25 protein-coding genes and 3 pseudogenes are annotated in these 24856 nt (G+C 39.8%); all 28 read left to right on the forward strand.

Features of this window, described 5'->3' with window-relative positions; all coding sequences use genetic code 11:
• Nucleotides 1-52: 52 nt before the first annotated feature.
• The 28 genes and pseudogenes from ccrZ (at nt 53) to licT (ending at nt 24842) form a co-directional block, all read left to right on the forward strand.
• Entirely contained in the window at nt 53-847 is a 795-nt protein-coding gene (ccrZ, locus tag OVN23_RS02035; RefSeq protein ID WP_000363006.1) for a cell cycle regulator CcrZ, read from the forward strand.
• Nucleotides 844-1479 carry a tRNA (guanosine(46)-N7)-methyltransferase TrmB gene (trmB, locus tag OVN23_RS02040; RefSeq protein ID WP_112445000.1) on the forward strand — a complete coding sequence of 212 codons (636 nt, stop codon included), beginning with the start codon at nt 844-846 and terminating at the stop codon, nt 1477-1479. Before ccrZ ends, trmB begins: the two co-directional genes overlap by 4 nt.
• Nucleotides 1480-1605: 126 nt before the next feature.
• Nucleotides 1606-2085, forward strand: coding sequence for a ribosome maturation factor RimP (gene rimP, locus OVN23_RS02045; RefSeq protein WP_173219799.1), 480 nt, complete (start codon nt 1606-1608; stop codon nt 2083-2085).
• Nucleotides 2086-2128: 43 nt separating this feature from the next.
• Nucleotides 2129-3265 (forward strand): transcription termination factor NusA, encoded by a 1137-nt coding sequence (nusA, locus tag OVN23_RS02050; RefSeq protein WP_173219802.1) that lies wholly within the window; start codon nt 2129-2131, stop codon nt 3263-3265.
• Nucleotides 3266-3286: 21 nt separating this feature from the next.
• On the forward strand, nt 3287-3580 hold the full coding sequence (rnpM, locus tag OVN23_RS02055; protein ID WP_000857560.1) for an RNase P modulator RnpM: 294 nt from the start codon (nt 3287-3289) through the stop codon (nt 3578-3580).
• Nucleotides 3573-3872, forward strand: coding sequence for a YlxQ-related RNA-binding protein (locus OVN23_RS02060; protein WP_001041392.1), 300 nt, complete (start codon nt 3573-3575; stop codon nt 3870-3872). Before rnpM ends, OVN23_RS02060 begins: the two co-directional genes overlap by 8 nt.
• Before the next feature lie 16 nt (nt 3873-3888).
• Nucleotides 3889-6774, forward strand: a complete 2886-nt coding sequence (infB, locus tag OVN23_RS02065) for a translation initiation factor IF-2 (protein WP_173219806.1) — start codon at nt 3889-3891, stop codon at nt 6772-6774.
• Nucleotides 6775-6939: 165 nt separating this feature from the next.
• A complete protein-coding gene (rbfA, locus tag OVN23_RS02070) occupies nt 6940-7290 on the forward strand; it encodes a 30S ribosome-binding factor RbfA (RefSeq protein WP_173219809.1) in 351 nt (116 codons plus the stop codon).
• A 174-nt stretch (nt 7291-7464) separates the two neighbouring features.
• Complete coding sequence (locus tag OVN23_RS02075) at nt 7465-8244, forward strand: hypothetical protein (protein ID WP_164226407.1); 780 nt, start codon at nt 7465-7467, stop codon at nt 8242-8244.
• A gap of 1 nt (nt 8245) precedes the next feature.
• Nucleotides 8246-8428, forward strand: coding sequence for a hypothetical protein (locus tag OVN23_RS02080; protein WP_049524272.1), 183 nt, complete (start codon nt 8246-8248; stop codon nt 8426-8428).
• A gap of 265 nt (nt 8429-8693) precedes the next feature.
• Nucleotides 8694-8927, forward strand: a complete 234-nt coding sequence (locus OVN23_RS02085; protein WP_000368734.1) for a DUF1858 domain-containing protein — start codon at nt 8694-8696, stop codon at nt 8925-8927.
• Complete coding sequence (locus tag OVN23_RS02090) at nt 8927-10261, forward strand: DUF438 domain-containing protein (protein ID WP_173219811.1); 1335 nt, start codon at nt 8927-8929, stop codon at nt 10259-10261. The genes OVN23_RS02085 and OVN23_RS02090 overlap by 1 nt, the downstream gene beginning before the upstream one ends.
• 9 nt (nt 10262-10270) lie before the next feature.
• Complete coding sequence (locus tag OVN23_RS02095) at nt 10271-10525, forward strand: DUF1912 family protein (protein WP_000119707.1); 255 nt, start codon at nt 10271-10273, stop codon at nt 10523-10525.
• A 95-nt stretch (nt 10526-10620) separates the two neighbouring features.
• Complete coding sequence (locus OVN23_RS02100; protein WP_000038635.1) at nt 10621-11016, forward strand: helix-hairpin-helix domain-containing protein; 396 nt, start codon at nt 10621-10623, stop codon at nt 11014-11016.
• Between the two features lie 280 nt (nt 11017-11296).
• Nucleotides 11297-11857, forward strand: a complete 561-nt coding sequence (locus OVN23_RS02105; RefSeq protein WP_173219814.1) for a GNAT family N-acetyltransferase — start codon at nt 11297-11299, stop codon at nt 11855-11857.
• On the forward strand, nt 11857-12435 hold the full coding sequence (locus OVN23_RS02110) for an AAA family ATPase (RefSeq protein WP_173219817.1): 579 nt from the start codon (nt 11857-11859) through the stop codon (nt 12433-12435). Before OVN23_RS02105 ends, OVN23_RS02110 begins: the two co-directional genes overlap by 1 nt.
• 296 nt (nt 12436-12731) lie before the next feature.
• Nucleotides 12732-12929, forward strand: coding sequence for a hypothetical protein (locus OVN23_RS02115; protein WP_007284866.1), 198 nt, complete (start codon nt 12732-12734; stop codon nt 12927-12929).
• A gap of 30 nt (nt 12930-12959) precedes the next feature.
• Nucleotides 12960-13115, forward strand: a complete 156-nt coding sequence (locus tag OVN23_RS02120) for a hypothetical protein (protein WP_004237269.1) — start codon at nt 12960-12962, stop codon at nt 13113-13115.
• Between the two features lie 5 nt (nt 13116-13120).
• A complete protein-coding gene (locus tag OVN23_RS02125; protein ID WP_112445099.1) occupies nt 13121-14353 on the forward strand; it encodes a beta-carotene 15,15'-monooxygenase in 1233 nt (410 codons plus the stop codon).
• A gap of 302 nt (nt 14354-14655) precedes the next feature.
• Complete coding sequence (locus tag OVN23_RS02130) at nt 14656-15897, forward strand: hypothetical protein (RefSeq protein ID WP_173219820.1); 1242 nt, start codon at nt 14656-14658, stop codon at nt 15895-15897.
• A 31-nt stretch (nt 15898-15928) separates the two neighbouring features.
• Nucleotides 15929-16930, forward strand: coding sequence for a virulence RhuM family protein (locus OVN23_RS02135; protein ID WP_173253101.1), 1002 nt, complete (start codon nt 15929-15931; stop codon nt 16928-16930).
• A gap of 122 nt (nt 16931-17052) precedes the next feature.
• Complete coding sequence (locus OVN23_RS02140) at nt 17053-19704, forward strand: valine--tRNA ligase (RefSeq protein WP_267240317.1); 2652 nt, start codon at nt 17053-17055, stop codon at nt 19702-19704.
• A gap of 79 nt (nt 19705-19783) precedes the next feature.
• Nucleotides 19784-20539: a DUF3883 domain-containing protein gene (locus OVN23_RS02145; protein WP_173253114.1), complete on the forward strand. Its 756-nt coding sequence runs from the start codon at nt 19784-19786 to the stop codon at nt 20537-20539.
• Nucleotides 20540-20559: 20 nt separating this feature from the next.
• Nucleotides 20560-20721, forward strand: a pseudogene (locus tag OVN23_RS02150) (hypothetical protein); the annotation flags it as partial.
• Between the two features lie 102 nt (nt 20722-20823).
• Nucleotides 20824-21921, forward strand: a pseudogene (locus OVN23_RS02155) (TOTE conflict system archaeo-eukaryotic primase domain-containing protein); the annotation flags it as partial.
• Nucleotides 21922-22026: 105 nt separating this feature from the next.
• Nucleotides 22027-23361, forward strand: a pseudogene (locus tag OVN23_RS02160) (DEAD/DEAH box helicase); the annotation flags it as partial.
• Nucleotides 23362-23410: 49 nt separating this feature from the next.
• Nucleotides 23411-23713 carry a hypothetical protein gene (locus OVN23_RS02165; RefSeq protein WP_267240318.1) on the forward strand — a complete coding sequence of 101 codons (303 nt, stop codon included), beginning with the start codon at nt 23411-23413 and terminating at the stop codon, nt 23711-23713.
• 289 nt (nt 23714-24002) lie between these two features.
• On the forward strand, nt 24003-24842 hold the full coding sequence (licT, locus tag OVN23_RS02170; protein ID WP_050242269.1) for a BglG family transcription antiterminator LicT: 840 nt from the start codon (nt 24003-24005) through the stop codon (nt 24840-24842).
• Nucleotides 24843-24856: the final 14 nt, after the last annotated feature.

Below are 24856 nucleotides of genomic sequence, written 5' to 3' on the forward strand. Positions count from 1 at the left end.
AATAGGGCAAAAACTAGTAGAATAGTAAGGAAACTTTATACGGAGGAAAGAAATGGATTTGGGTGATAATGAGCTAACACTGACTCCCATACCTGGGAAAAGTGGCAAGGCTTATATGGGTAGCTATCCTGATGGGAAGCGTATCTTTGTAAAAATGAACACCTCTCCAATCCTACCTGGTCTAGCTAGAGAACAAATTGCTCCACAATTATTATGGAGTCGCCGTTTGGCAGATGGGCGTGATATGTGTGCTCAAGAATGGTTGACAGGCAAGATATTGACCCCCTATGATATGAATCGTAAGCAAATTGTCAATATTTTAACCCGTCTGCATCGCTCACGTCCTTTAATGACACAGTTGAGTCGTTTGGGCTATGCCATGGAAACACCTGTAGATTTACTGCAGTCTTGGCAGGAAACGGCTCCAGATGCTTTGCGTAAAAATCATTTTATCAGTGAAGTGATGGCTGATTTACGTCAGACTATTCCAGGATTTAGAGAGGACTATGCGACCATTGTCCATGGAGATGTACGACATAGTAATTGGATTGAGACAGACAGTGGCTTGATTTATTTGGTGGATTGGGATTCGGTTCGCTTGACCGACCGCATGTTTGATGTGGCTCATATGCTCTGCCATTATATTCCAGAACATCAGTGGAAGGAATGGTTGACCTACTACGGTTACAAGTACAATCAGACGGTATTAAGTAAATTGTATTGGTATGGTCAATTGTCTTATTTGAGCCAGATTTCCAAGTATTATATGAACCAAGATTTAGAAAATGTTAATCGGGAGATTCATGGCTTGCGTCACTTCCGAGACAAGTATGGAAAGAGAAGATGAGAGTTAGAAATCGTAAAGGGGCGACAGAATTACTAGAGGCAAATCCCCAGTATGTGGTTCTCAATCCCTTGGAATCCAAGGGAAAATGGCGGGACCTGTTTGGCAATGACAATCCCATTCATGTGGAAGTTGGAAGTGGAAAGGGTGCCTTTGTTTCAGGAATGGCCAAGCAGAACCCTGACATCAACTATATCGGGATTGATATTCAAAAGTCTGTTTTGAGCTACGCTTTGGACAAGGTGCTTGAAGTTGGAGTGCCTAACATCAAGCTCTTGTGGGTAGATGGTTCTGACTTGACTGACTACTTTGAAGACGGTGAGATTGATCGTTTGTATCTGAACTTTTCAGATCCTTGGCCGAAAAAACGCCATGAAAAGCGTCGTTTGACCTATAAGACCTTCTTGGATACCTTCAAGCGTATCTTACCTGAAAATGGTGAAATTCATTTCAAGACGGATAACCGTGGCTTGTTTGAGTACAGCCTAGTGAGCTTTTCTCAGTATGGCATGAAGCTCAATGGTGTTTGGCTTGATTTACATGCCAGTGATTTTGAAGGCAATGTCATGACAGAATACGAGCAAAAATTCTCCAACAAGGGGCAAGTTATCTACCGAGTTGAGGCAGAATTTTAAGAAATAGCCTGAAATCAGGCTGTATAAGTGCTTTTGCTTTACATAAGTTAGCAAATGTGATATACTAAGGGTAAGAATATGAGAAAGAGAGGCGGGGAAATATCTTCGCCTCTTACTTATGAGGAGGTGGACGCAATCGCAACAATCGTAGAATTAGTCAGAGAAGTTGTAGAACCTGTCATCCAAGCACCTTTCGAACTCGTGGATATCGAGTATGGAAAGATTGGCAGTGACATGATTCTCAGTATTTTTGTAGATAAACCTGAAGGAATTACCTTGAACGACACGGCAGACTTGACAGAAATGATCAGTCCTGTCCTAGACACCATCAAGCCAGATCCCTTCCCAGAACAATATTTCCTAGAAATCACCAGTCCAGGCTTGGAACGTCCTTTGAAAAACAAAGATGCCGTCGCTGGAGCGGTTGGGAAATACATCCATGTCGGGCTCTACCAAGCCATCGATAAGCAAAAGGTCTTTGAAGGAACCTTGTTGGCCTTTGAAGAGGATGAGTTGACTATGGAATATATGGACAAGACACGTAAGAAAACTGTCCAAATTCCATACAGTTTAGTATCAAAAGCACGTTTAGCAGTTAAATTATAGAAAAAGAAAGGATAGCTTTTGAGGATTCAAAAGTGAAGAAAACATGAGTAAAGAAATGCTAGAGGCCTTCCGCATTTTGGAAGAAGACAAGGGAATCAAAAAAGAAGACATCATCGACGCAGTAGTAGAGTCGCTTCGTTCCGCTTATCGCAGACGCTATGGTCAATCAGACAGCGTAGCTATTGACTTCAACGAAAAAACAGGTGACTTTACAGTTTATACTGTCCGTGAAGTGGTTGATGAAGTATTTGATAGCCGTTTGGAAATCAGCTTGAAAGATGCTCTTGCTATCAATTCAGCCTATGAACTTGGTGACAAAATCAAGTTTGAAGAAGCACCTGCTGAGTTTGGTCGAGTAGCAGCCCAATCTGCCAAACAAACCATCATGGAAAAAATGCGCAAGCAAACACGTGCCATCACTTACAATACTTACAAAGAACATGAGCAAGAAATCATGTCTGGTACAGTAGAGCGCTTTGACAACCGCTTCATCTATGTCAATCTTGGTAGCATCGAAGCCCAATTGTCAAAACAAGACCAAATCCCTGGGGAAGTTTTTGCTTCCCACGATCGTATCGAAGTATATGTTTATAAGGTTGAAGACAATCCTCGTGGCGTCAACGTCTTTGTTAGCCGTAGCCATCCAGAAATGATCAAACGCTTGATGGAGCAAGAAATTCCAGAAGTTTATGATGGAACTGTTGAAATCATGAGCGTGGCTCGTGAAGCAGGTGACCGTACCAAGGTTGCAGTTCGTAGCCATAATCCAAACGTGGACGCTATCGGTACAATCGTTGGACGTGGTGGTGCTAATATCAAGAAAATCACTAGCAAATTCCACCCAGCTCGCTACGATGCCAAGAGCGACCGTATGGTGCCAATCGAAGAAAACATCGACGTTATTGAGTGGGTAGCAGATCCAGCTGAATTTATCTACAATGCCATCGCTCCTGCTGAAGTTGACCAAGTTATCTTTGACGAAAACGACAGCAAACGTTCCTTGGTGGTTGTGCCAGATAACAAGCTTTCTCTTGCCATTGGTCGTCGTGGACAAAACGTTCGCTTGGCAGCTCACTTGACTGGTTACCGTATCGACATCAAGTCTGCTAGCGAATTTGAAGCCATGGAAGAAGCTGATTCGGTAGAGTTGGAAGCAGAAAACGATACTGTAGAAGAATAAAAGCTGCTAGAGGAGGGAAAGATGAAAACAAGAAAAATCCCTTTGCGCAAGTCTGTTGTGTCCAATGAAGTGATTGATAAGCGTGATTTGCTCCGCATTGTCAAGAACAAGGAAGGGCAAGTCTTTATCGATCCGACAGGCAAGGCCAATGGCCGCGGCGCTTATATCAAGCTAGACAATGCAGAAGCCTTAGAGGCTAAAAAGAAGAAGGTCTTTAACCGCAGCTTTAACATGGAAGTGGAAGAAAGCTTTTATGACGAGTTGATCGCTTATGTGGATCACAAAGTGAAAAGAAGAGAGTTAGGACTTGAATAAGCAAAAGATAAGCAATCTCTTGGGACTTGCTCAGCGAGCAGGGCGGATTATATCGGGTGAAGAATTGGTGGTCAAGGCCATTCAAGACGGCAAGGCCAAGATGGTCTTTCTAGCTCATGATGCTGGACCCAATCTAACCAAGAAGATTCAAGATAAAAGTCATTATTATCAAGTAGAAATTGTAACCGTGTTTTCAACACTGGAATTAAGCATAGCAGTCGGGAAATCGAGAAAGGTTTTGGCTGTAACAGATGCTGGATTTACAAAGAAAATGAGGTCTCTTATGGAATAGAAGAGGAGGACATGATTTGTCTAAGAAAAGATTGTACGAAATCGCAAAAGAACTTGGAAAAGAAAGTAAAGAAGTTGTAGCGCGTGCAAAAGAGTTGGGCTTGGATGTGAAAAGCCACTCATCAAGTGTGGAAGAAGCTGTCGCTGCAAAAATTGCTGCCAGCTTTAAGCCTGCAGCTGCTCCGAAAGTAGAAGCAAAACCTGCAACACCAAAAGCAAGTGCAGAAAAGAAAGCCGAAAAGTCTGAACCAGCTAAACCAGCTGTAGCTAAGGAAGAGGCAAAACCTGCAGCCCCAGAAGCAAGTGCAGAAAAGAAAGCCGAAAAGTCTGAACCAGTAAAACCAGCTGTAGCCAAGGAAGAGGTAAAACCAGCTGAGCCAGTCGCTCCTAAAGCAGAAAAAGTAGCGGCTAAACCGCAAAGCCGTAATTTCAAGGCTGAGCGTGAAGCCCGTGCCAAAGAGCAGGCAGAACGACGCAAGCAAAATAAGGGCAATAACCGTGACCAACAACAAAACGGAAACCGTCAGAAAAACGACGGTCGTAATGGTGGGAAACAAGGTCAAGGCAACCGCGACAATCGTCGCTTTAATGACCAAGCGAAGAAACAGCAAGGTCAGCAAAATCGTGGAAACGATCGCCGTCAACAAGAGGACAAACGTCCAAATCAAGCGGCTCCACGTGTTGACTTTAAAGCCCGTGCAGCAGCCCTCAAAGCAGAGCAAAATGCAGAATATGCACGTTCAAGTGAGGAACGCTTCAAGCAGTATCAGGCTGCTAAAGAAGCCTTGGCTCAAGCTAACAAACGCAAGGAACCAGAGGAAATCTTTGAAGAAGCGGCTAAGTTAGCTGAACAAGCGCAGCAAGCACAGCAAGTTCAAGCAGTGGTTGAAGTCGTCCCTGAGAAAAAAGAACCTGCAGTGGATACACGTCGTAAAAAACAAGCTCGACCAGACAAAAATCGTGACGATTATGATCACGAAGAAGATGGTCCTAGAAAACAACAAAAGAATCGAAGTAGTCAAAATCAAGTGAGAAATCAAAAGAATAGTAACTGGAATAACAACAAAAAGAACAAAAAAGGCAATAACAAGAACAACCGTAATCAGACTCCAAAACCTGTTACAGAGCGTAAATTCCATGAATTGCCAACAGAATTTGAGTATACAGATGGTATGACCGTTGCGGAAATCGCAAAACGTATCAAACGTGAACCAGCTGAAATCGTTAAGAAACTTTTCATGATGGGTGTCATGGCCACACAGAACCAATCCTTGGATGGGGAAACAATTGAACTCCTCATGGTGGATTACGGTATCGAAGCCAAACAAAAGGTTGAAGTGGATAATGCCGATATCGAACGTTTCTTTGTCGAGGATGGTTATCTCAATGAAGATGAATTGGTTGAGCGTCCACCAGTTGTAACTATCATGGGACACGTTGACCACGGTAAAACAACTCTCCTAGATACCCTTCGTAACTCTCGTGTTGCGACAGGTGAAGCAGGTGGTATCACTCAACATATCGGTGCCTACCAAATTGTGGAAAATGGCAAGAAGATTACCTTCCTTGATACACCTGGACACGCGGCCTTTACATCAATGCGTGCGCGTGGTGCATCTGTTACCGATATTACCATCTTGGTTGTAGCGGCAGATGACGGGGTTATGCCACAGACTATCGAAGCCATCAACCACTCAAAAGCAGCCAACGTTCCAATTATCGTAGCTATCAACAAGATTGATAAACCAGGTGCCAACCCAGAACGTGTTATTGGTGAATTGGCAGAGCATGGAGTTATGTCAACTGCTTGGGGCGGAGATTCTGAATTTGTTGAAATCTCAGCTAAATTCAACCAAAACATCGAAGAATTGTTGGAAACAGTCCTTCTTGTGGCTGAAATCCAAGAACTCAAGGCAGACCCAACAGTTCGTGCGATCGGTACAGTTATCGAAGCTCGCCTGGATAAAGGAAAAGGTGCGGTCGCAACCCTTCTTGTTCAACAAGGTACCTTGAATGTCCAAGACCCTATCGTTGTCGGAAATACCTTCGGTCGTGTCCGTGCTATGACCAACGACCTTGGTCGTCGTGTTAAGGTAGCAGGTCCATCAACACCAGTTTCAATCACAGGTTTGAACGAAGCGCCAATGGCAGGTGACCACTTTGCAGTTTACGAAGATGAAAAATCTGCGCGTGCAGCAGGTGAAGAGCGTGCCAAACGTGCCCTCATGAAACAACGTCAAGCTACCCAACGTGTCAGCCTTGAAAACCTCTTTGATACCCTTAAAGCTGGTGAACTCAAGTCAGTTAACGTTATCATCAAGGCCGACGTACAAGGTTCTGTTGAAGCCCTTTCTGCCTCACTTCAAAAGATCGACGTGGAAGGTGTCAAAGTTACCATCGTTCACTCTGCGGTCGGTGCTATCAACGAATCAGATGTGACCCTTGCCGAAGCTTCAAATGCCTTTATCGTTGGTTTCAACGTACGCCCGACACCACAAGCTCGTCAACAGGCTGAAGCTGACGATGTGGAAATCCGTCTCCACAGCATTATCTACAAGGTTATCGAAGAGATGGAAGAAGCTATGAAAGGGATGCTTGATCCAGAATTCGAAGAAAAAGTTATCGGTGAAGCAGTTATCCGTGAAACCTTCAAGGTGTCTAAAGTGGGAACTATCGGTGGATTCATGGTTATCAACGGTAAGGTTACCCGTGACTCTAAAGTCCGTGTTATCCGTGATGGTGTCGTTATCTATGATGGCGAACTCGCAAGCTTGAAACACTACAAAGACGACGTCAAAGAAGTTACAAACGGTCGTGAAGGTGGATTGATGATTGACGGCTACAATGATATCAAGATGGATGATGTGATTGAGGCGTATGTCATGGAAGAAATCAAGAGATAATAGAGAAACGATAGCTCATTTGACTCGTCGTCAACAGCGCCTTGATGAACTTCAGTTCTATCTAAGGCTTGTTTCCTAGATTCAAATGGCTCTAGTTCCTCTATCTAATAGAAATAGCTAGGTCTGCTGGCCTAGCTTTTGGTTCAAAGTAGAGAAAGGAATATCATGGCAAATCATTTCCGTACGGATCGTGTGGGCATGGAAATCAAGCGTGAAGTCAATGAGATTTTGCAAAAGAAAGTCCGTGATCCGCGTGTCCAAGGTGTGACCATCACAGATGTCCAGATGCTGGGTGACTTGTCTGTTGCCAAGGTTTACTACACCATTTTGAGTAACCTTGCTTCAGATAACCAAAAAGCCAAAATCGGGCTTGAAAAAGCAACTGGTACTATCAAACGTGAACTTGGTCGCAATTTGAAATTGTACAAAATCCCAGATTTGACCTTCGTCAAAGACGAGTCCATCGAGTATGGAAACAAAATTGACGAGATGCTACGCAATCTGGATAAGAACTAAGAAGAGGGGCAACCCTCTTTTTTGGTGGAGAAAGTAGGTGGAATTTGAAATGGAAAAATATTCTTTTAAAAAGGGGGTCTGTATTTTTAAATGTTAGCTAATCAGAAAATGCTTTTTTTTTTTTTTAGGAAATATGATATGATAAAGTGTAAAAAAGAAATAAGGAGTTTGTATATGGCTGAACAAGAGTTGGCTATGCAAGTATTGCAACAAGTGGTGAAACTACCTGTTGTTAAGGTTGATCGTTCGAAATTTTTAGTGGATAAGTTTTCCAAAGAATTGGATCCACAGGACATTCCTACCTTATTAGAACAAGGTCCAACGTCTCTCTTATCTCAAGAAACCTTAGATAGAGTGGCTAATGTCTGCATTAGGGATAATGTTTTATTGGCGAGTGGAACCTCTGTTTTGGCAGGATTACCAGGTGGACTTGCCATGGCAATCACTATACCAGCGGATGTAGCTCAATTTTATGCTTTTTCTTTAAAATTAGCTCAAGAACTAGGTTATATTTATGGATATGAGGATCTTTGGGCTTCACGCGAGGAGTTGAGTGAAGATGCTCAAAATACCCTCTTGCTTTATCTAGGCGTCATGTTGGGGGTAAATGGAACCGCTGCCTTGCTACGTGCTGGTGGTATAACAATTGCCAAACAGGTAATGAAAACAGTGCCTAATAAAGCCTTAACAAAGACGCTTTGGTACCCTATTTTGAAAAAAGTCTTAAAAATATTTGGTGTGAATCTGACCAAGGGAGGGCTGGCCAAAGGAATGGGGAAATTTATTCCTATCTTGGGAGGTATCATTTCAGGTGGTTTAACCTTTGCAACTATGAAACCGATGGGTGAAAGCTTGCAGAAAGAATTATCCAAGCTAGTCAACTATAGTGAAGTTCAATATCAAGAAGATGTTGAAACAATCCGAAAAGAGGCTGAAATCATCGAAGGAGAGTAATATGGGACTCATAAAAATTCTAGCTAAAACTTATGGGAATTACTTTTTGACCGTGCAAGGTGTAAAAGTAATGAAGACGATAAAGAAAGATGACCACGCCGTTGTCGGTCTAGGGAAACTTTTTATTGCAGACAAGTTAATGGATACGGCTCGGTGGCTCATCAAGCCAGAGGAGAGAGAATGAAATTTTTCTGGGGACTTCTTGCCATTCTTTTTATTAAACAGATTATTGGAATTGTGAAATTCTTTTGGATGATCATCTCTTTTGCAGTCCAATTGCTGTTTTACAAGCTATTATTTAAACTATTGGATTGGCTCTTTAAACTTATTTAGTCCGTAATTCAAGTCGCAGAGAACTAGCAGGAACTCCACTGCTAGTTTTTTAATCTCTTTCCTTGTGGTATAATAAAAGCAGTAAAATCATTTTAGAACATTCAGTGGAGGTCGTCATGGACAATATCATCGATGTGTCAATTCCCGTTGCAGAAGTGGTGGATAAGCATCCAGAAGTCTTGGAAATCCTAGTAGAGCTGGGTTTCAAACCTCTTGCTAATCCCTTGATGCGTAATACTATCGGTCGTAAAGTATCACTCAAACAGGGTTCTAAGCTTGAAGGAACTCCTATGGACAAGATTGTCCGTACGCTGGAAGCAAACGGCTACGAAGTGATTGGGTTAGACTAATGGCAGATGAACGGATTCATGTCCTACGGGATATTTTGTTAGAATTGCACAATGGTGCCTCTCCTGAGTCGGTTCAGGAGCGTTTTGATGCGACCTTTACAGGTGTTTCAGCCATTGAGATTTCCCTCATGGAGCACGAACTGATGAACTCAGACTCAGGTGTCACATTTGAAGATGTCATGGAACTCTGTGATGTCCATGCCAATCTTTTTAAAAATGCTGTTAAGGGTGTCGAAGTAGAGGATACCGAGCATCCTGGCCACCCAGTTCGGATCTTTAAGGAAGAAAATCTGGCCCTCCGTGCTGCCTTGATTCGCATTCGGAGACTGTTAGATACCTATGAGTCTATGGAAGATGAAGAAATGCTTGCGGAGATGCGTAAGGGTTTGGTGCGTCAGATGGGACTTGTGGGGCAATTTGACATCCATTACCAACGTAAAGAAGAACTCTTCTTTCCTATCATGGAGCGCTATGGACACGATTCACCCCCAAAAGTTATGTGGGGAGTGGATGATCAGATCAGGGAACTCTTTCAAACAGCTTTAGCGACAGCCAAGTCACTACCAGAAGTGTCAATTAGCAGCGTAAAAGAATCTTTTGAAGCCTTTGCGACAGAGTTTGAAAGTATGATTTTCAAGGAAGAGTCCATCCTCCTTATGATTCTCCTTGAGTCCTTTACTCAGGATGACTGGCTTCAGATTGCGGAGGAGAGCGATGCCTATGGTTATGCCATCATCCGTCCATCTGAGAAATGGGTGCCAGAACGCCAGAGTTTTGTCGAGGAAAAGAGTGCAGAGGAGCCCGTACAACTAGATACGACAGAAGGCCAAGTTCACCAAGTTATCGATACGCCAGAGGGTCAGTTTACTATCACCTTTACACCTAAGGAAAAGGAAGCAGTGCTGGATCGTCATAGTCAACAGGCTTTTGGGAATGGCTATCTATCGGTCGAGCAGGCAAATCTCATCCTCAATCACCTCCCCATGGAGATTACCTTTGTCAATAAAGACGATATTTTCCAGTATTACAATGACAATACGCCAGCTGATGAGATGATTTTCAAACGGACACCGTCTCAAGTTGGGCGCAATGTCGAACTCTGCCATCCGCCTAAGTACTTGGACAAGGTCAAGACTATCATGAAGGGACTTCGTGAGGGGACCAAGGATAAGTATGAAATGTGGTTCAAGTCTGAGTCGCGAGGTAAGTTTGTCCACATCACCTACGCAGCAGTGCACGATGAAGAGGGAGAATTCCAAGGTGTGTTGGAGTATGTTCAGGATATTCAGCCCTACCGTGAGATTGATACGGACTATTTCCGTGGATTAGAATAAGGAGAAAAAATGAGTTACGAACAAGAATTTATGAAGGAATTTGAAGCTTGGGTCAATACCCAAATCATGATTAACGACATGGCGCACAAGGAAAGTCAAAAAGTTTACGAAGAAGACCAGGACGAGCGTGCCAAAGATGCCATGATTCGTTATGAGAGCCGCTTGGATGCTTATCAGTTCTTGCTTGGTAAGTTTGAAAACTTCAAAGCAGGCAAGGGATTTCATGATTTGCCAGAAGGCTTATTTGGTGAGCGGAATTATTAAACGAGAAAGGTTCTTGATTTTTTACTAAAATCTTGATAGAATATTTATATTAAATCCTTGTCAGAGCAGGGGTTTTTTATTGAAAGGATTTTATCATGTCAAAGAAACTCAATCGTAAAAAACAATTACGAAATAGCCTCCGTCGTGCAGGTGCCTTTTCAAGTACTGTGACTAAGGTTGTAGAAGAGACAAAAAAAGTCGTGAAACGTGCAGAACAGTCAGCAAGCCAAGCTGGTAAGGCTGTTTCTAAAAAAGTTGAACAAGCAGTAGAAGCTACCAAAGAGCAAGCTCAAAAAGTAGCCAATTCTGTAGAAGATTTTGCAGCAAACTTGGGTGGACTTCCACTTGATCGTGCCAAAACTTTCTATGATGAAGGCATCAAATCTGCTTCAGATTTCAAAAATTGGACTGAAAAAGAACTTCTTGCCTTGAAAGGAATCGGCCCAGCTACCATCAAGAAATTGAAAGAAAATGGTATCAAGTTCAAGTAATTTTTCTTGTTCCTTGCATTTCCGTTAAAATCTTGCTACAATAGAGCCATTAGAGGTGTTTTGAATCCCACATTTTACAGAAAGTGGCGGAGCTGAGAAGTCCACAAATGTGTCAAAACTGGTTGCTAATGGATGAAAAATTGAAATAAAAGTGTCTTTTTGTTTTAAAGACGAGAGTTGCGGGCAACTGCCCGAAATTGGGTGGTACCGCGGATAAATACATTCGTCCCTGTCATGTAGATGGCAGGGACGATTTTTTTGTAGAAAGCGAGGAAGAAGGATGACAAGAGCTGAATTACCAGAACGCTTAGAAACCGAACGACTCGTCCTACGAGTTCGTACAGTGGCAGATGCTGAGGGTATCCATACCTACGCTAGTTTGCCGGAGGTCGCTTACCCAGCGGGCTTTCCGCCCGTCAAGACCTTGGAAGATGAAATCTATTATCTGGAGCATATCCTTCCCGAGCGCAATCAAAAGGAAAATCTCCCAGCTGGCTACGGAATTGTCGTCAAAGGAACCGATAAAGTCATCGGCTCTGTTGATTTCAACCATCGGCACGAAGACGATGTACTGGAGATTGGCTACACCTTGCCCCCAGACTATTGGGGACGAGGTTATGTGCCAGAAGCAGCGCGTGCCTTGATTGACATAGCTTTTAGAGAACTAGGTCTTCACAAGATTGAACTTTCTTGCTTTGGTTACAATACCCAAAGTCAACGAGTCGCAGAGAAACTTGGCTTTACTCTGGAAGCTCGCATCCGAGACCGCAAAGATGCCCAAGGCAATCGCTGTGATGATTTGAGATATGGCTTGCTGAGGAGTGAGTGGGAGGTAATTTGATGCATCTTTTCATCATTGGTGCTCCAGCATCAGGAAAAATGACCATTGGTCAAGAATTATCTCGACTGACAGATGCTACCCTCTTTTATAACCATCAAGCCATCGATTTTGCACTAGAAATCTATCAGGACTTTACAGAGGAAATGTGGGAATTTGTTCGTGGAATCACCTTTTCTTTCCTTGGAGCAAGTGCAAGAAATCAGCGATCAGTAATTTTAACTGACGTAATTGATTTTTCAAATCAGTACCAGCTGATGTATTTAAAGCAAATTCAGGATTTGTTGAATGACTATCATCAAGAGATTCTGTTTGTGGAGTTGGAAACAAGTCTTGAGGAGCGCTTACATCGAAATCGAACGGAGAATCGATTAAAGCACAAACCCTTAAAACGACATATTGAGGTATCTGAAAGAGAAATTTTAGAAACCACTGAAACACTTCAATTAAATTCCCAACATCAACCGAATGAGCTACACCACTACTTTAAAATAAATAATACGAATTTGTCTGCAGAAGAAGCTGCTAAGCAAATTCAAAATAAAATGAACAAAATAGAGAAAGGACACACACATATCTAAACAACTTCATGAAGACGTTCTCAAGACTCAAGAAGTTCAAAAGTCTCAATCTTTTTCGTTCGTGATTCCTACCACCAAATGTAACTTTAAAACTCTACCTTAATCGCGCTTGGAGTACACCCTTCAAAGTAAACGAATCACAAAGAAACTGGGATTTCCCATTTAAGCCTGTATCCGAGGTCGTAAGAATATCCAATACAGCAGAGGTAGAGTTTGATTTATTGAAGAATGAGTTAGAGGAGAAAATAGATGGCTAAAAAGAAAAATAGAAAAAAGAATTAAATCGCCAGCAAAAGTTGGATATCAAAGTCGTTTCTGAAGAAGAGGTTGTCTGGACAGAACTACTGGCTAAAAAACCAACTTTTGTAGAACGTCGGACCATTCAAAATTTCGATGAACTACATACAACAGTGATGCAATATGCTGATGAACATGGAGAGTATCCAGATGTTCAGCTAATCAATTACCAACTGAAAAATAGGATTTTTGATTAGAATCAGGACCATGCTTTATTTAGAGAAGCTATGCATACTCCAAATACACAGAAGCGAAATGAACTGTTAAAACAAGTTTTAAAGATCAATCCAGATTATTTTGCTGCTGATTTTCACCCATTCTTATCAGAGGTTGAAGATTTTGATTTACCAACCTTTAGATTAGATTTAGGAGGCAAAGATTGAAATTAATGTATTATTTTAATACTGACAATAGATTGAAGAATCTTTTTGCTCAAACTTGGAAAATACTTATGTATGCGCTAACGTATTTTCCAATAATATCTCTAATTATATTCTGTCTTACCGATTTTAAATTAGTTATAATTTTACAATTTGCCTTGATACTAATATATGTGTTTAACTATAAAAATCGATTTAATAAGTTTAGAGTTTTTCTTACTAAAAGTACTAAATCTTTAGCTTTTATGAACGCATGGGATGGAATATTTTGCGGAATCTTGACTTACATTCTTTATAACCTAAATCTAGTTGAATCAACTTTAATCAACTTATCTCAATATTTTTTTATTAATTATGGCATAAGTAAAAATCACATAAATAACTGGATTATCATTGTAATACTTTTAATATTACCATTTGTATTATCTGTTATAAAAACTGTAGGATCAATCAAGATATTTCAAAAAGTTAATAAAATAGATATCGTAAAGGGAAAGACACTGTGGAATGTATATGCCACGATGCTTATTATTTCGTTTTTATGGTATTATATCTATATTTATTACTTTATTTCTAATGTTATTGATTTTCATTCTGATTTAATAACTGACATTCTTATGTTCAGTTCACTTATTGCACTTTATTTAATATGCTGGTGGATGATTTATAATCTAATTAGACATGGTGCAAAAGATACCAAAGAAGTAATAGCATCATGGTTAATTGGTTCAATCTGTATATTACTGTTAGCAGTATTTAATCAAGTTGAAAATGAATTAATAAATGCTTTAACATGGTTTTTGCCAATTTTAATTCCTAGTCTAATTGGAGAAATAAATTCTCAATTCGATACAAAAAAACATAAGAAAAAACCAATAAGAACTGAGAAAATGGATAGACACCTCTATCGAACTCAACTATATGGTTTTCTTACTCTATTAATGTTGAGTATTATTCCAAAGTTAACCGAAATTATTTGGGGTTTAAAGATTAAGAAGAAATTGGTCGAATTTATAACTCCCGAAGCTGATTGGATGTCTGAATTATTTGCCTCAACTATAATTATTTTCGTTTGTTTCATATTATCATTAGTTATTGGGAAGATTATAATTTGGTTATTACAATATTTCTATTTAAACACCTATAATGGATATTACGTGTATCGTGACAATATGCATAGTATATTAATAAATCGTAGATATAAAAGAAATATTCATAAAAGGAGAAAAAATAATGTCTAAATAACTTTCACCTAAATACACTCCATCCTATGTTTAGGTTGGTCGTTAACAAAACAACTTCATGAAGATGTTCTCAAGACTCAAGAAGTTCAAAAGTCTCAACCTTTTTCATTCGTGATTCCGACCACCAAATGTAACTGGAAAAACTCTACCTTGGTCAGGCTTGGGGTACAACCTTCAAAGCAAATGAATCACAAAGAAGCTTAGATTCCCGTTCAAGCCTGTATCCGAGGTCGTAAGAATATCCAATACAGCAGAGGTAGAGTTTGATATATTGAAGAATGAGTTAGAGGAGAAAATAGATGGCTAAAAAGAAAAATAGAAAAAAAGAATTAAAACGCCAGCAAAAGTTGGATATCAAAGTTATTTCTGAAGAAGAGGCTGCTTGGACAGAAATCATGGCCAAAAATCCAACTTTTGTAGAACGTCGGACTATTCAAAATTTCGATGAACTGCATACAGCAGTGATGCAATATGCTGATGAACACGGAGAGTATCCAGATGTTCAGCTAATCAATTACCAACTGAAAAATAGGACTTTTGATTGGAATCAGGATCATGCTTTATTTAGAGAAGCTATGCATACTCCAAATACACAGAAGCGAAATAAATTGTTAAAGCAAGTTTTAAAAATAAATCCAGATTATTTTGCTGCTGACTTTCACCTATTCTTATCAGAGGTTGAAGACTTTGATTTGTCAACCTTTAAAAAAGTATTGGATTTTGAAATTCTAGTTTTAGAAAAATGGAAAATGAATGGCTACAATAGTTGGAATTATTTTGAAGCACGCCCTATCCTGTCTGCTCTGATGTTTCTGATTGAGTATTATATGATGGAGAACTTCAATTCTAAGGCTATGAAATTGATTGACCTATATTTGAGTAAGCGACCAGAACGTTTTCCTCCTAATTTTGTCTTCTGTATGCTTTCCTTGTATCATATCACTGGTCAGGAACTAAAGGTTGAGCGCTTCTATCGTGAAGAATTGAATAAAGGGAAACGGGACGATACCATTCTTATTCATGCCATCATCTCTGCTTTTTCTCAAGGAAAAATTGAGGAAGCCAGTCAGTTATTTGCAAAATTAGTGGAAATCAATGATGAAGCTGTTGAATTCTTTATAGAGGAAGATTGGCAATTCAAAGTTATAGATATAGAAGACCAAGAATGCTATTATCCAAATTCAGTTGAATCGTTACAAGCTAGTTTGTATCCTCTGTTTGATTATTTACTAGAAAATATTATTTTAACGAAATTTTTAACAAACGAAGCCCAAAAATTCCGCCGTAAACCAGTATTTTCGAATCATTCTAGTATGATAAAAAATTTATCCGAGGTATCCGATTGTCATTCCTTTATGAATGAGGAAAAAATGAAGGGGATTCGGATGGATCTTGTTCACATCTTTGTTGAAAATGGGATTCGTAGGTATTCAGATTTCAAAAAATGGACTGAAAAAGAAGTTCTCGCTTTGAAGGGAATTGGTCCCGTAACCGTTAAAAAGCTGAAAGAAAACGGCATAAAGTTTAAGAAAGAGAAGTAATTGTTTATGGAAGGGGGGAGGTGAAATTGTCTTGAATGAAATTTCTAATTTCATCCTGTATACTACACCAAATGGCGACGTTCAGCTAGATATCCTTTTACAAGATGAAAATCTTTGGTTGACTCAAAAAGGTCTTGCAGAGCTCTTTGGAGTTGAACGAAGTGTCATTACAAAGCACTTAAAAAACATTTATGATAGTGATGAGTTGGATAAGGTGTCAACTTGTGCAAAATTTGCACAGGTTCAACAAGAGGGCAATAGAACTGTCCGGCGTGAACTTGAATATTACAATCTGGATGCTATCATTTCAGTTGGTTATCGAGTAAATTCCAGTAAGGCTACTCAATTTAGAATTTGGGCAACTAAGACCTTGAAAGAATTTATCATCAAAGGTTTTGTTTTAGATGATGAACGTTTGAAACAAGGACAGACAGTTTTCGGACAAGATTATTTCCGTGAACTTTTAGAACGAATTCGCTCTATTCGTTCTAGCGAGCGCCGAATCTATCAACAAATTACGGATATCTTTGCTGAATGTGCCATAGATTATGATCGAAACTCAGATATTACTAAAAATTTCTATGCTATGGTGCAAAATAAATTTCATTATGCAATTACTGGAAGTACGGCTGCAGAAATTATCTATCAGCAAGCCGATGCAAGTAAAGAAAAAATGGGATTAACTACTTGGAAGAATGCACCTGATGGACGAGTACTCAAATCAGATGTAACGGTTGCTAAAAACTATCTGCAAGAAAAAGAAATTCGACAACTAGAGCGAACTGTTACAGCCTATTTTGATTATATCGAGGGTTTGATTGAGCGCCGTAATACGTTTACAATGCGAGGATTGGCAGATAGTATTAATCGTTTTCTATCTTTTAATGAGTACGAAATTTTAGAAGGAAAAGGAAGTATTTCCAAGAAACAAGCAGACTCAAAAGCCATTCAGGAGTATGAAAAATTTAACCGAACTCAAAAAATTATATCAGACTTTGATAAACATATTATGAAGATAATGAGAGAAAGTTAATGTAAAATTTTCACCGTTTATTTGCTTATAGAAGATAATGAGAAAAACAAGATGAGTTGAATCAAAGCCTATCTTCTACATACTAATTTTATTTAAAGATATTAGCTAGAAAGGACAAACACATGTCTAAAGAACTTTCACCTAAATACAATCCAGCCGAGGTTGAGGCTGGTCGTTACCAAAAATGGCTTGATGCTGATGTTTTCAAGCCTTCAGGCGATCAAAAGGCTAAGCCTTATTCTATCGTTATTCCACCACCAAACGTAACTGGTAAACTTCACCTTGGTCACGCTTGGGATACGACTTTGCAGGATATTATCATCCGTCAAAAACGCATGCAAGGTTTTGATACACTTTGGCTTCCAGGTATGGACCACGCTGGTATTGCGACTCAGGCTAAGGTTGAGGAGCGCTTGCGTGGTGAGGGTATTACGCGTTATGACCTCGGTCGTGAATCTTTCTTGACGAAGGTTTGGGAATGGAAAGACGAATATGCTACTACTATCAAGGAACAATGGGGCAAGATGGGGCTCTCTGTAGACTATTCACGCGAGCGTTTCACTCTTGACGAAGGTTTGTCAAAAGCTGTTCGCAAGGTCTTTGTGGACCTTTACAAGAAAGGTTGGATCTATCGTGGTGAATTCATCATCAACTGGGACCCAGCTGCACGCACAGCCCTTTCTGATATTGAAGTTATCCACAAGGATGTCGAAGGTGCCTTCTATCACATGAACTACATGCTGGAAGATGGTTCACGCGCCCTTGAAGTGGCAACAACTCGTCCTGAGACCATGTTTGGGGACGTTGCCGTTGCGGTCAATCCAGAAGACCCACGCTACAAGGACTTGATTGGAAAAAACGTCATCCTTCCAATCGCTAATAAATTGATTCCAATCGTTGGGGATGAGCATGCTGATCCTGAGTTTGGTACTGGTGTCGTGAAAATCACACCTGCCCATGATCCAAACGACTTCTTGGTTGGTCAACGACACAACTTGCCACAAGTTAACGTCATGAACGATGACGGAACTATGAATGACTTGGCCTTTGAATTTGCAGGCATGGACCGTTTTGAAGCTCGTAAGGCAGTCGTTGCCAAGCTGGAAGAAATCGGTGCCCTCGTTAAAATCGAAAAACGTGTCCACAGTGTTGGACACTCAGAGCGTACAGGTGTTGTGGTTGAACCACGCTTGTCTACGCAGTGGTTCGTCAAGATGGATCAATTGGCGAAAAATGCTATTGCCAACCAAGACACAGAGGACAAAGTTGAATTCTACCCACCTCGTTTCAACGATACCTTCCTTCAATGGATGGAAAATGTCCACGACTGGGTTATCTCTCGTCAGCTCTGGTGGGGGCACCAAATCCCTGCTTGGTACAATGCTGAGGGTGAAATGTACGTCGGTGAAGAAGCTCCAGAAGGTGACGGATGGACTCAAGACGAAGACGTCTTGGATACTTGGTTCAGTTCTGCTCTCTGGCCATTCTCAACCATGGGCTGGCCTGATGTCGACTCAGAAGACTTCAAACGCTACTTCCCAACTTCAACCTTGGTAACAGGTTACGACATCATCTTCTTCTGGGTGTCTCGCATGATCTTCCAATCCTTGGAATTCACTGACCGTCAGCCATTCCAAAACGTTCTTATCCACGGTCTTATCCGTGACGAGCAAGGACGTAAGATGTCTAAATCTCTCGGTAACGGGATTGACCCGATGGATGTCATCGAGAAATACGGTGCCGATGCCCTTCGTTGGTTCCTTTCAAACGGCTCTGCACCAGGTCAAGACGTGCGCTTCTCTTACGAGAAAATGGATGCTTCATGGAACTTCATTAACAAAATCTGGAACATCTCTCGCTATATCCTCATGAACAATGAAGGCTTGACCCTTGAGCAAGCAACTGCCAATGTGGAAAAAGTTGCCAACAAGGAAGCTGGAAATGTCACAGATCGCTGGATTCTCCACAACCTCAATGAAACGATCGGCAAAGTCACTGAAAACTTTGATAAGTTTGAGTTTGGTGTGGCTGGACACATCCTCTACAACTTTATCTGGGATGAGTTTGCGGACTGGTATGTTGAGTTGACCAAGGAAGTCCTTTATAGTGATAATGAAGAAGAGAAAGTCATCACACGCTCTGTTCTCCTTTACACTTTGGACAAGATCCTTCGCCTCCTTCACCCAATCATGCCATTTGTGACAGAGGAGATCTTTGGACAAATCTCAGAAGGCTCTATCGTTACAGCAGAATACCCAACTGTCAACCCAGCCTTTGAAGACCTTGCGGCTCACACAGGTGTAGAAAGCCTCAAGGACTTGATCCGTGCTGTTCGTAATGCGCGTGCAGAAGTAAATGTAGCTCCAAGCAAGCCAATCACCATCCTTGTTAAGACAAGCGATAGTGACTTGGAAGCCTTCTTTAACAGCAATGTCAACTACATCAAACGATTCACAAATCCAGAACACTTGGAAATTGCATCAACCATCCCTGCACCTGAACTTGCTATGTCAAGTGTCATCACAGGAGCAGAAATCTACCTGCCACTAGCAGACCTCCTCAATGTCGAAGAAGAACTGGCTCGTCTCGACAAGGAACTGGCTAAATGGCAAAAAGAACTGGACATGGTAGGCAAGAAGCTCTCTAACGAACGCTTCGTAGCTAATGCCAAACCAGAAGTCGTCCAGAAAGAACGCGACAAACAAGCTGACTACCAAGCTAAATACGCCGCGACCGTCGCACGTATTGATGAGATGAAGAAATTGGTGGAATAAAGCTAAATAAACACAGAAACACGGTGATGAGCCGTGTTTTTTGGTATAATGAAATCAATATCTATTGATGGAGAAAGTGATGTCCAAACACCCTCATTATGAATTGTTAAATTTAATTGGCTACGGTCTTGCTAAGTTTGACAAGCTTTTTATAAAAGAATTTCAATGTTCTAGCAAGTCGGAGTTTTATCGCTACGTGGTTTCTCTGGGAGTTGCTGAAACAACTGGAGTTGTAAAAAATAGAATGGATTTATTTGATCCTTATTTTGAAAATAATCGAAAAGGTTGGTGGCAGAAAGCTGAAGTTTACCGTTTTCGTAAAGATTTAATTGATATGATGTTTGGAAATGAAGATGTTCATAGTTATGCTGAAATCGTTAAAATGCTACTTGCCAGTGAAGGAAAGCGAACAGGCATTACTACCATTGAAAAACCAATCATTCGAACCAAATTCAAACGTCTACAGGAAACGGGAATGGAGGCAGAGAATTATTTTATCCTTCATTTTGATAAAGAAGAAAAATTCCAAGGTGGACAGTTAACCGATGCCCGTCTTTATGGTGATGGATATGATTTCCAAGTAGATGTTCAAGAGCATTCTTACCTTGCCGAAGTAAAAGGTATCCGAAAATCTAAGGGGCGTGTGCGTTTGACTGCGAAAGAATTCGAAAAAGCCAAAGAGTTTCAATCGGATTTTATTTTATCCTTGGTCACAAACCTAGATGATATTCCAAAGTTAGTATTAGTTGATAATCCTTTAAAACATTTTGAGTTTAAAAAGAATATTATCAAAAATGAAATTATTGAATACAGAAGCTTAGAAGATTTGTATTAGTTCCCCCTTAATTTTACTAGTTGAAGAAGATAGAAACCTTGACAGGTCAACGACTCAATGAACTGGAAATCAACGGTATTCGTTTAACCAAGTTTAAAAATGGGGAAATCGGTATTGAATTTATCTGGATTGATATCGAGAATCCCCCAAGTGATGCTATCGGCTGGGTAGCAAAGAAATAAAAGTTTTCAAAACTATTGTAACAAGTAAGGGATTTTATTTTCGTGTACAATTTCAGCTATTCTTGTTATAATCAGCCTATAGGAATCAAGGAGGTGACTCTTATGGCTGTTTTTGTGTCTTTGGATGGAATTGTGGTAGAAGTACTTGATGTCTTTTCTTCTTTTAATGGGGATAGTGAGTTTTTCTTGTGTAAACGTCTTAAAGACAAGAGTCAGTTTGTGATGGAACGCTCTCAGTTCGAGGAGATGTTCCAACTTCAAAGTAGTCACTTGACGACGCAAGAAAAATTACAATTGTTTACCTCCGTGTTTGCTGACCGTTATGATGTTTATGCTAAGAGTTTTATCAATGAACAAGGGAAAATTCAGTATTTTCCTTCCTATAATTATGGTTGGAAGCAGTTATCACCTGAAAAACGGAGTTTCCAGACATTGACGGACTCCGTTTTGAAATCTCATTTTCGTGGGGAGACAGCTATCGGTATCTTTCCTATGCACTTAGATGATAGCTGTTATTTTTTGGTACTGGATTTTGATGAAGGAGATTGGAAAGAAGCTGGTTTAACTATTCGAAGAATAGCCAGGGAACGCCAGATGGAAGCCCATTTAGAGATTTCTCGTTCGGGTCACGGACTCCATATTTGGTTCTTCTTTGAGGAAGCGATTCCGAGTCGAGAGGCTCGCTTGTTTGGAAAGAAACTGTTAGAACTGGCAATGCAGGAAAGTATGCAACTGTCCTTTGATTCTTTTGATCGCATGTTTCCAAATCAGGATGTTCTTCCTAAAGGTGGATTTGGTAATTTGATTGCCCTTCCTTTTCAAGGAGAAGCTTATCATCAAGGGCGAACGGTCTTTGTGGATGAACAGTTTCAGCCTTATGAAGACCAATGGAGGTATCTACAAGAGATTCAGAGGGTTTCAACTGCTAAAGTGGCACTGTTAATCCAAGAGGAGTTAGGCAAGCAAGAATTGGATAAGGAGTTGAAGGTCGTCTTATCCAATATGATCCAACTTGAAAAATCGTCTGTAACACCCAAGACACTTTTTTCTTGAAAAATATGGCTTCATTTTCTAATCCCGAATTTTATTTAAAGCAGGCTATGCGACAGCCAACCTATCAAATTCCTGAGCGAATGTATTTATTTGGAGAATCCGATCATTATTTATGGCTGCCAAGAGGTTTACTATATCCATTGTAAGATAAATTTAATACTCTTCGAAAATCAAATTCAAACCACGTCAGCTTCGCCTTGCCGTACTCAAGTACTGCCTACGGCTAGCTTCCTAGTTTGCTCTTTGATTTTCATTGAGTATGAGCAGGTATCTGTGGAAGATAGGAGAAAGGTACAAAGGTCTATTAGCGTGGAATTTAAGGGAGAACTCACTTTGGAGCAAGAGTTAGCCCTGTCAGATATGACTTCTAAAGAAAATGGTTTACTCCATGCGGAGACTGGTTTTGGGAAGACCGTTTTAGGTGCTGCTCTCATCTCTAAAAGGAAGGCCAAAACAATTATCCTAGTTCATAATAGGCAACTCTTAGACCAGTGGCTGGATCGTTTAAACCATTTTTTGACTTTCGAAGAGGAAGAAGCTACCCGTTATACGGCATCAGGTCGTGAAAGGGTAATAGGCTATGTTGGGCAGTACGGTGGGACTAAGAAATGGCTGAGTGGACTGGTTGATGTCGTTATGATCCAATCTCTATTTAAGTTGGAAAATAGTCAAAGTCTTTTGGATAAGTATGAGATGATGATTGTGGATGAGTGTCATCACGTGTCTGCTTTGATGTTTGAAAAAGTTGTGGCACAGTTTAGAGGGAAGTATCTTTACGGTTTGACGGCTACGCCTGAACGTAAGAATGGTCATGAACCTATTGTTTTTCAGAGAATTGGTGAGATACTCCATACTGCTGATAAGAGGGAAACGGATTTTAAACGGCAATTGCAATTAAGATTCACTTCTTTTGGTCATTTGGAGATTGAAAAGACCAAAGCAAGTAATTTTATACAGCTTAGTGATTGGATTGCGACAGACTCAGTGAGGAATCAGATGATTCTCAAGGATATTCTAGACCAAGTGGCAGAAGGGCGGAATATCTTGGTTCTAGTCAATCGAATTCAACAGATAGATGTCTTTGAAAAGTTATTGAAAGAGAAAGAGGTTGATGACTGTTACATTATTAGCGGAAAAACCAAAGTCCAAGAGAGAACAAGTTTATTGAAGACATTAGAACAGCTAGATAAAGGGTTTGTTTTGTTGTCTACTGGAAAATACATTGGCGAAGGTTTTGACTTGCCTCAGCTAGACACGCTTATCTTGGCAGCGCCCTTTTCTTGGAAAAATAATTTGATTCAGTATGCAGGTCGGATTCATAGAAACTACAAGGATAAGTCTTTGGTGCGGATTTTCGATTATGTGGATATTCATGTTCCTTATTTAGAAAAGATGTTTCAGAAACGACAAGTAGCTTATCGAAAGATGGATTATCGTGTCATCGAGGGTGAGGAGAAACAATTCGTTTATGTTGATAGTAGATATGAGAATGTGCTGAGAGAGGACTTATACTCTTCGAAAATCAAATTCAAACCACGTCAGCGTCGCCTTACCGTACTCAAGTACAGCTTGCGGCTAGCTTCCTAGTTTGCTCTTTGATTTTCATTGAGTATTAGCGGGGGAAAGACAGGAGTGTATGCTTATTTTACCTTATGTGAACCAGACAAAACTGATGAATTTTATAAAAGAATTTAGGATTAGTCAAATTGAGATATGTATACCAGAGACGGTTGCAAATAAAGCATGGCTAGACCAGTTTAAGAGCCAGAAAATTAAAGTATCTTTTACTCAATCAAAAATAGTCACGCCTATTCTTTTGGTAAACAAGACCATTGTTTGGTATGGTGCAATGCCATTATTAGGGAAGGTAGATGAAAAGACCATATTACGTTTGGAATCAGCTAGTATAGCTTCTGAACTAGTGGCAGGTTTACGATAGAGAAAATTTTTATGTATGATTTTCATTTCTTTAGTGAGACTGTTGCCATTATCACATTCGAATCACACAAAATAAAAAAATTTCTACAAGTACTTGACAAATAGATTGAAATATCTTAAAATGAAAATGGTTACAGAGTTATTAATTATTTAAGCTTCATGTCACCATTAAAAATTGAAATAAAAGGATGTTATCACTAATACAAGTGAGCAGGAACCTATTTAATCACATCGGAAGAAGTTTCTTGATGTTTTTAAGTAGGTTCCTTTTATTTTAAAAGGGAAATTTTATGATCATAAAACGAATACTAAACCACAATGCTGTAATTGCGCAAAGTAAAAAAGATATCGATATTCTTCTTTTTGGAAGGGGAATAGCTTTTGGAAGAAAAATTGGAGATAAAGTAAATCCAATTGATATTGAGAAAAGTTTTTTTCTCAAAAATAGAGATAATATGACCCGTTTTACAGAGATGTTTATTAACGTTCCTTTGGAGTTGGTGTACATCACCGAAAAAATAATTAATCTAGGTAAAATAACATTGGGTAATAATTTTGATGAGATTATCTATATAAATCTAACGGATCATATTTCTTCGAGTATAGAACGTTATAAAGAAGGAGTTATTATTTCGAATCCCCTACGTTGGGAAATCTCGAAATATTATAAAGAAGAATTTGAGCTTGGGAAAAGGGCTTTACAAATAATAAAAAAAGAGTTAGGTATTGAACTTCCAATTGACGAAGCTGCATTCATAGCGCTACATTTTGTTAATGCTAATTTAGAAAATAATTTTCAAGAGTCGTATAAAATCACTGAAATAATTATGGGAATTGAGAAAATCATTCAAGATTTCTATTGTACTGAGTTTAACCAAGATTCTATTGATTATTATAGATTCATAACTCATATAAAATTATTTGCCCATCGTTTGGTTGAAAATACAACTTATTGTGACGATGATGATGAAGACTTGTTAGCATTAATGAAAAATAAATATCCTAGGGAATATGAATGTGGTAAACAGGTGGCAATGTTTATACAAACTGAGTACAATTATTTGCTGACTTCTAGTGAATTAGTTTATTTGATGGCTCATATTCGTCGCTTAACAAAAAATTTAGATTAATAGAATAGGAGAAT

It is taken from the genome of Streptococcus sp. Marseille-Q6488 (assembly GCF_946902925.1).
GTDB lineage: Bacteria > Bacillota > Bacilli > Lactobacillales > Streptococcaceae > Streptococcus.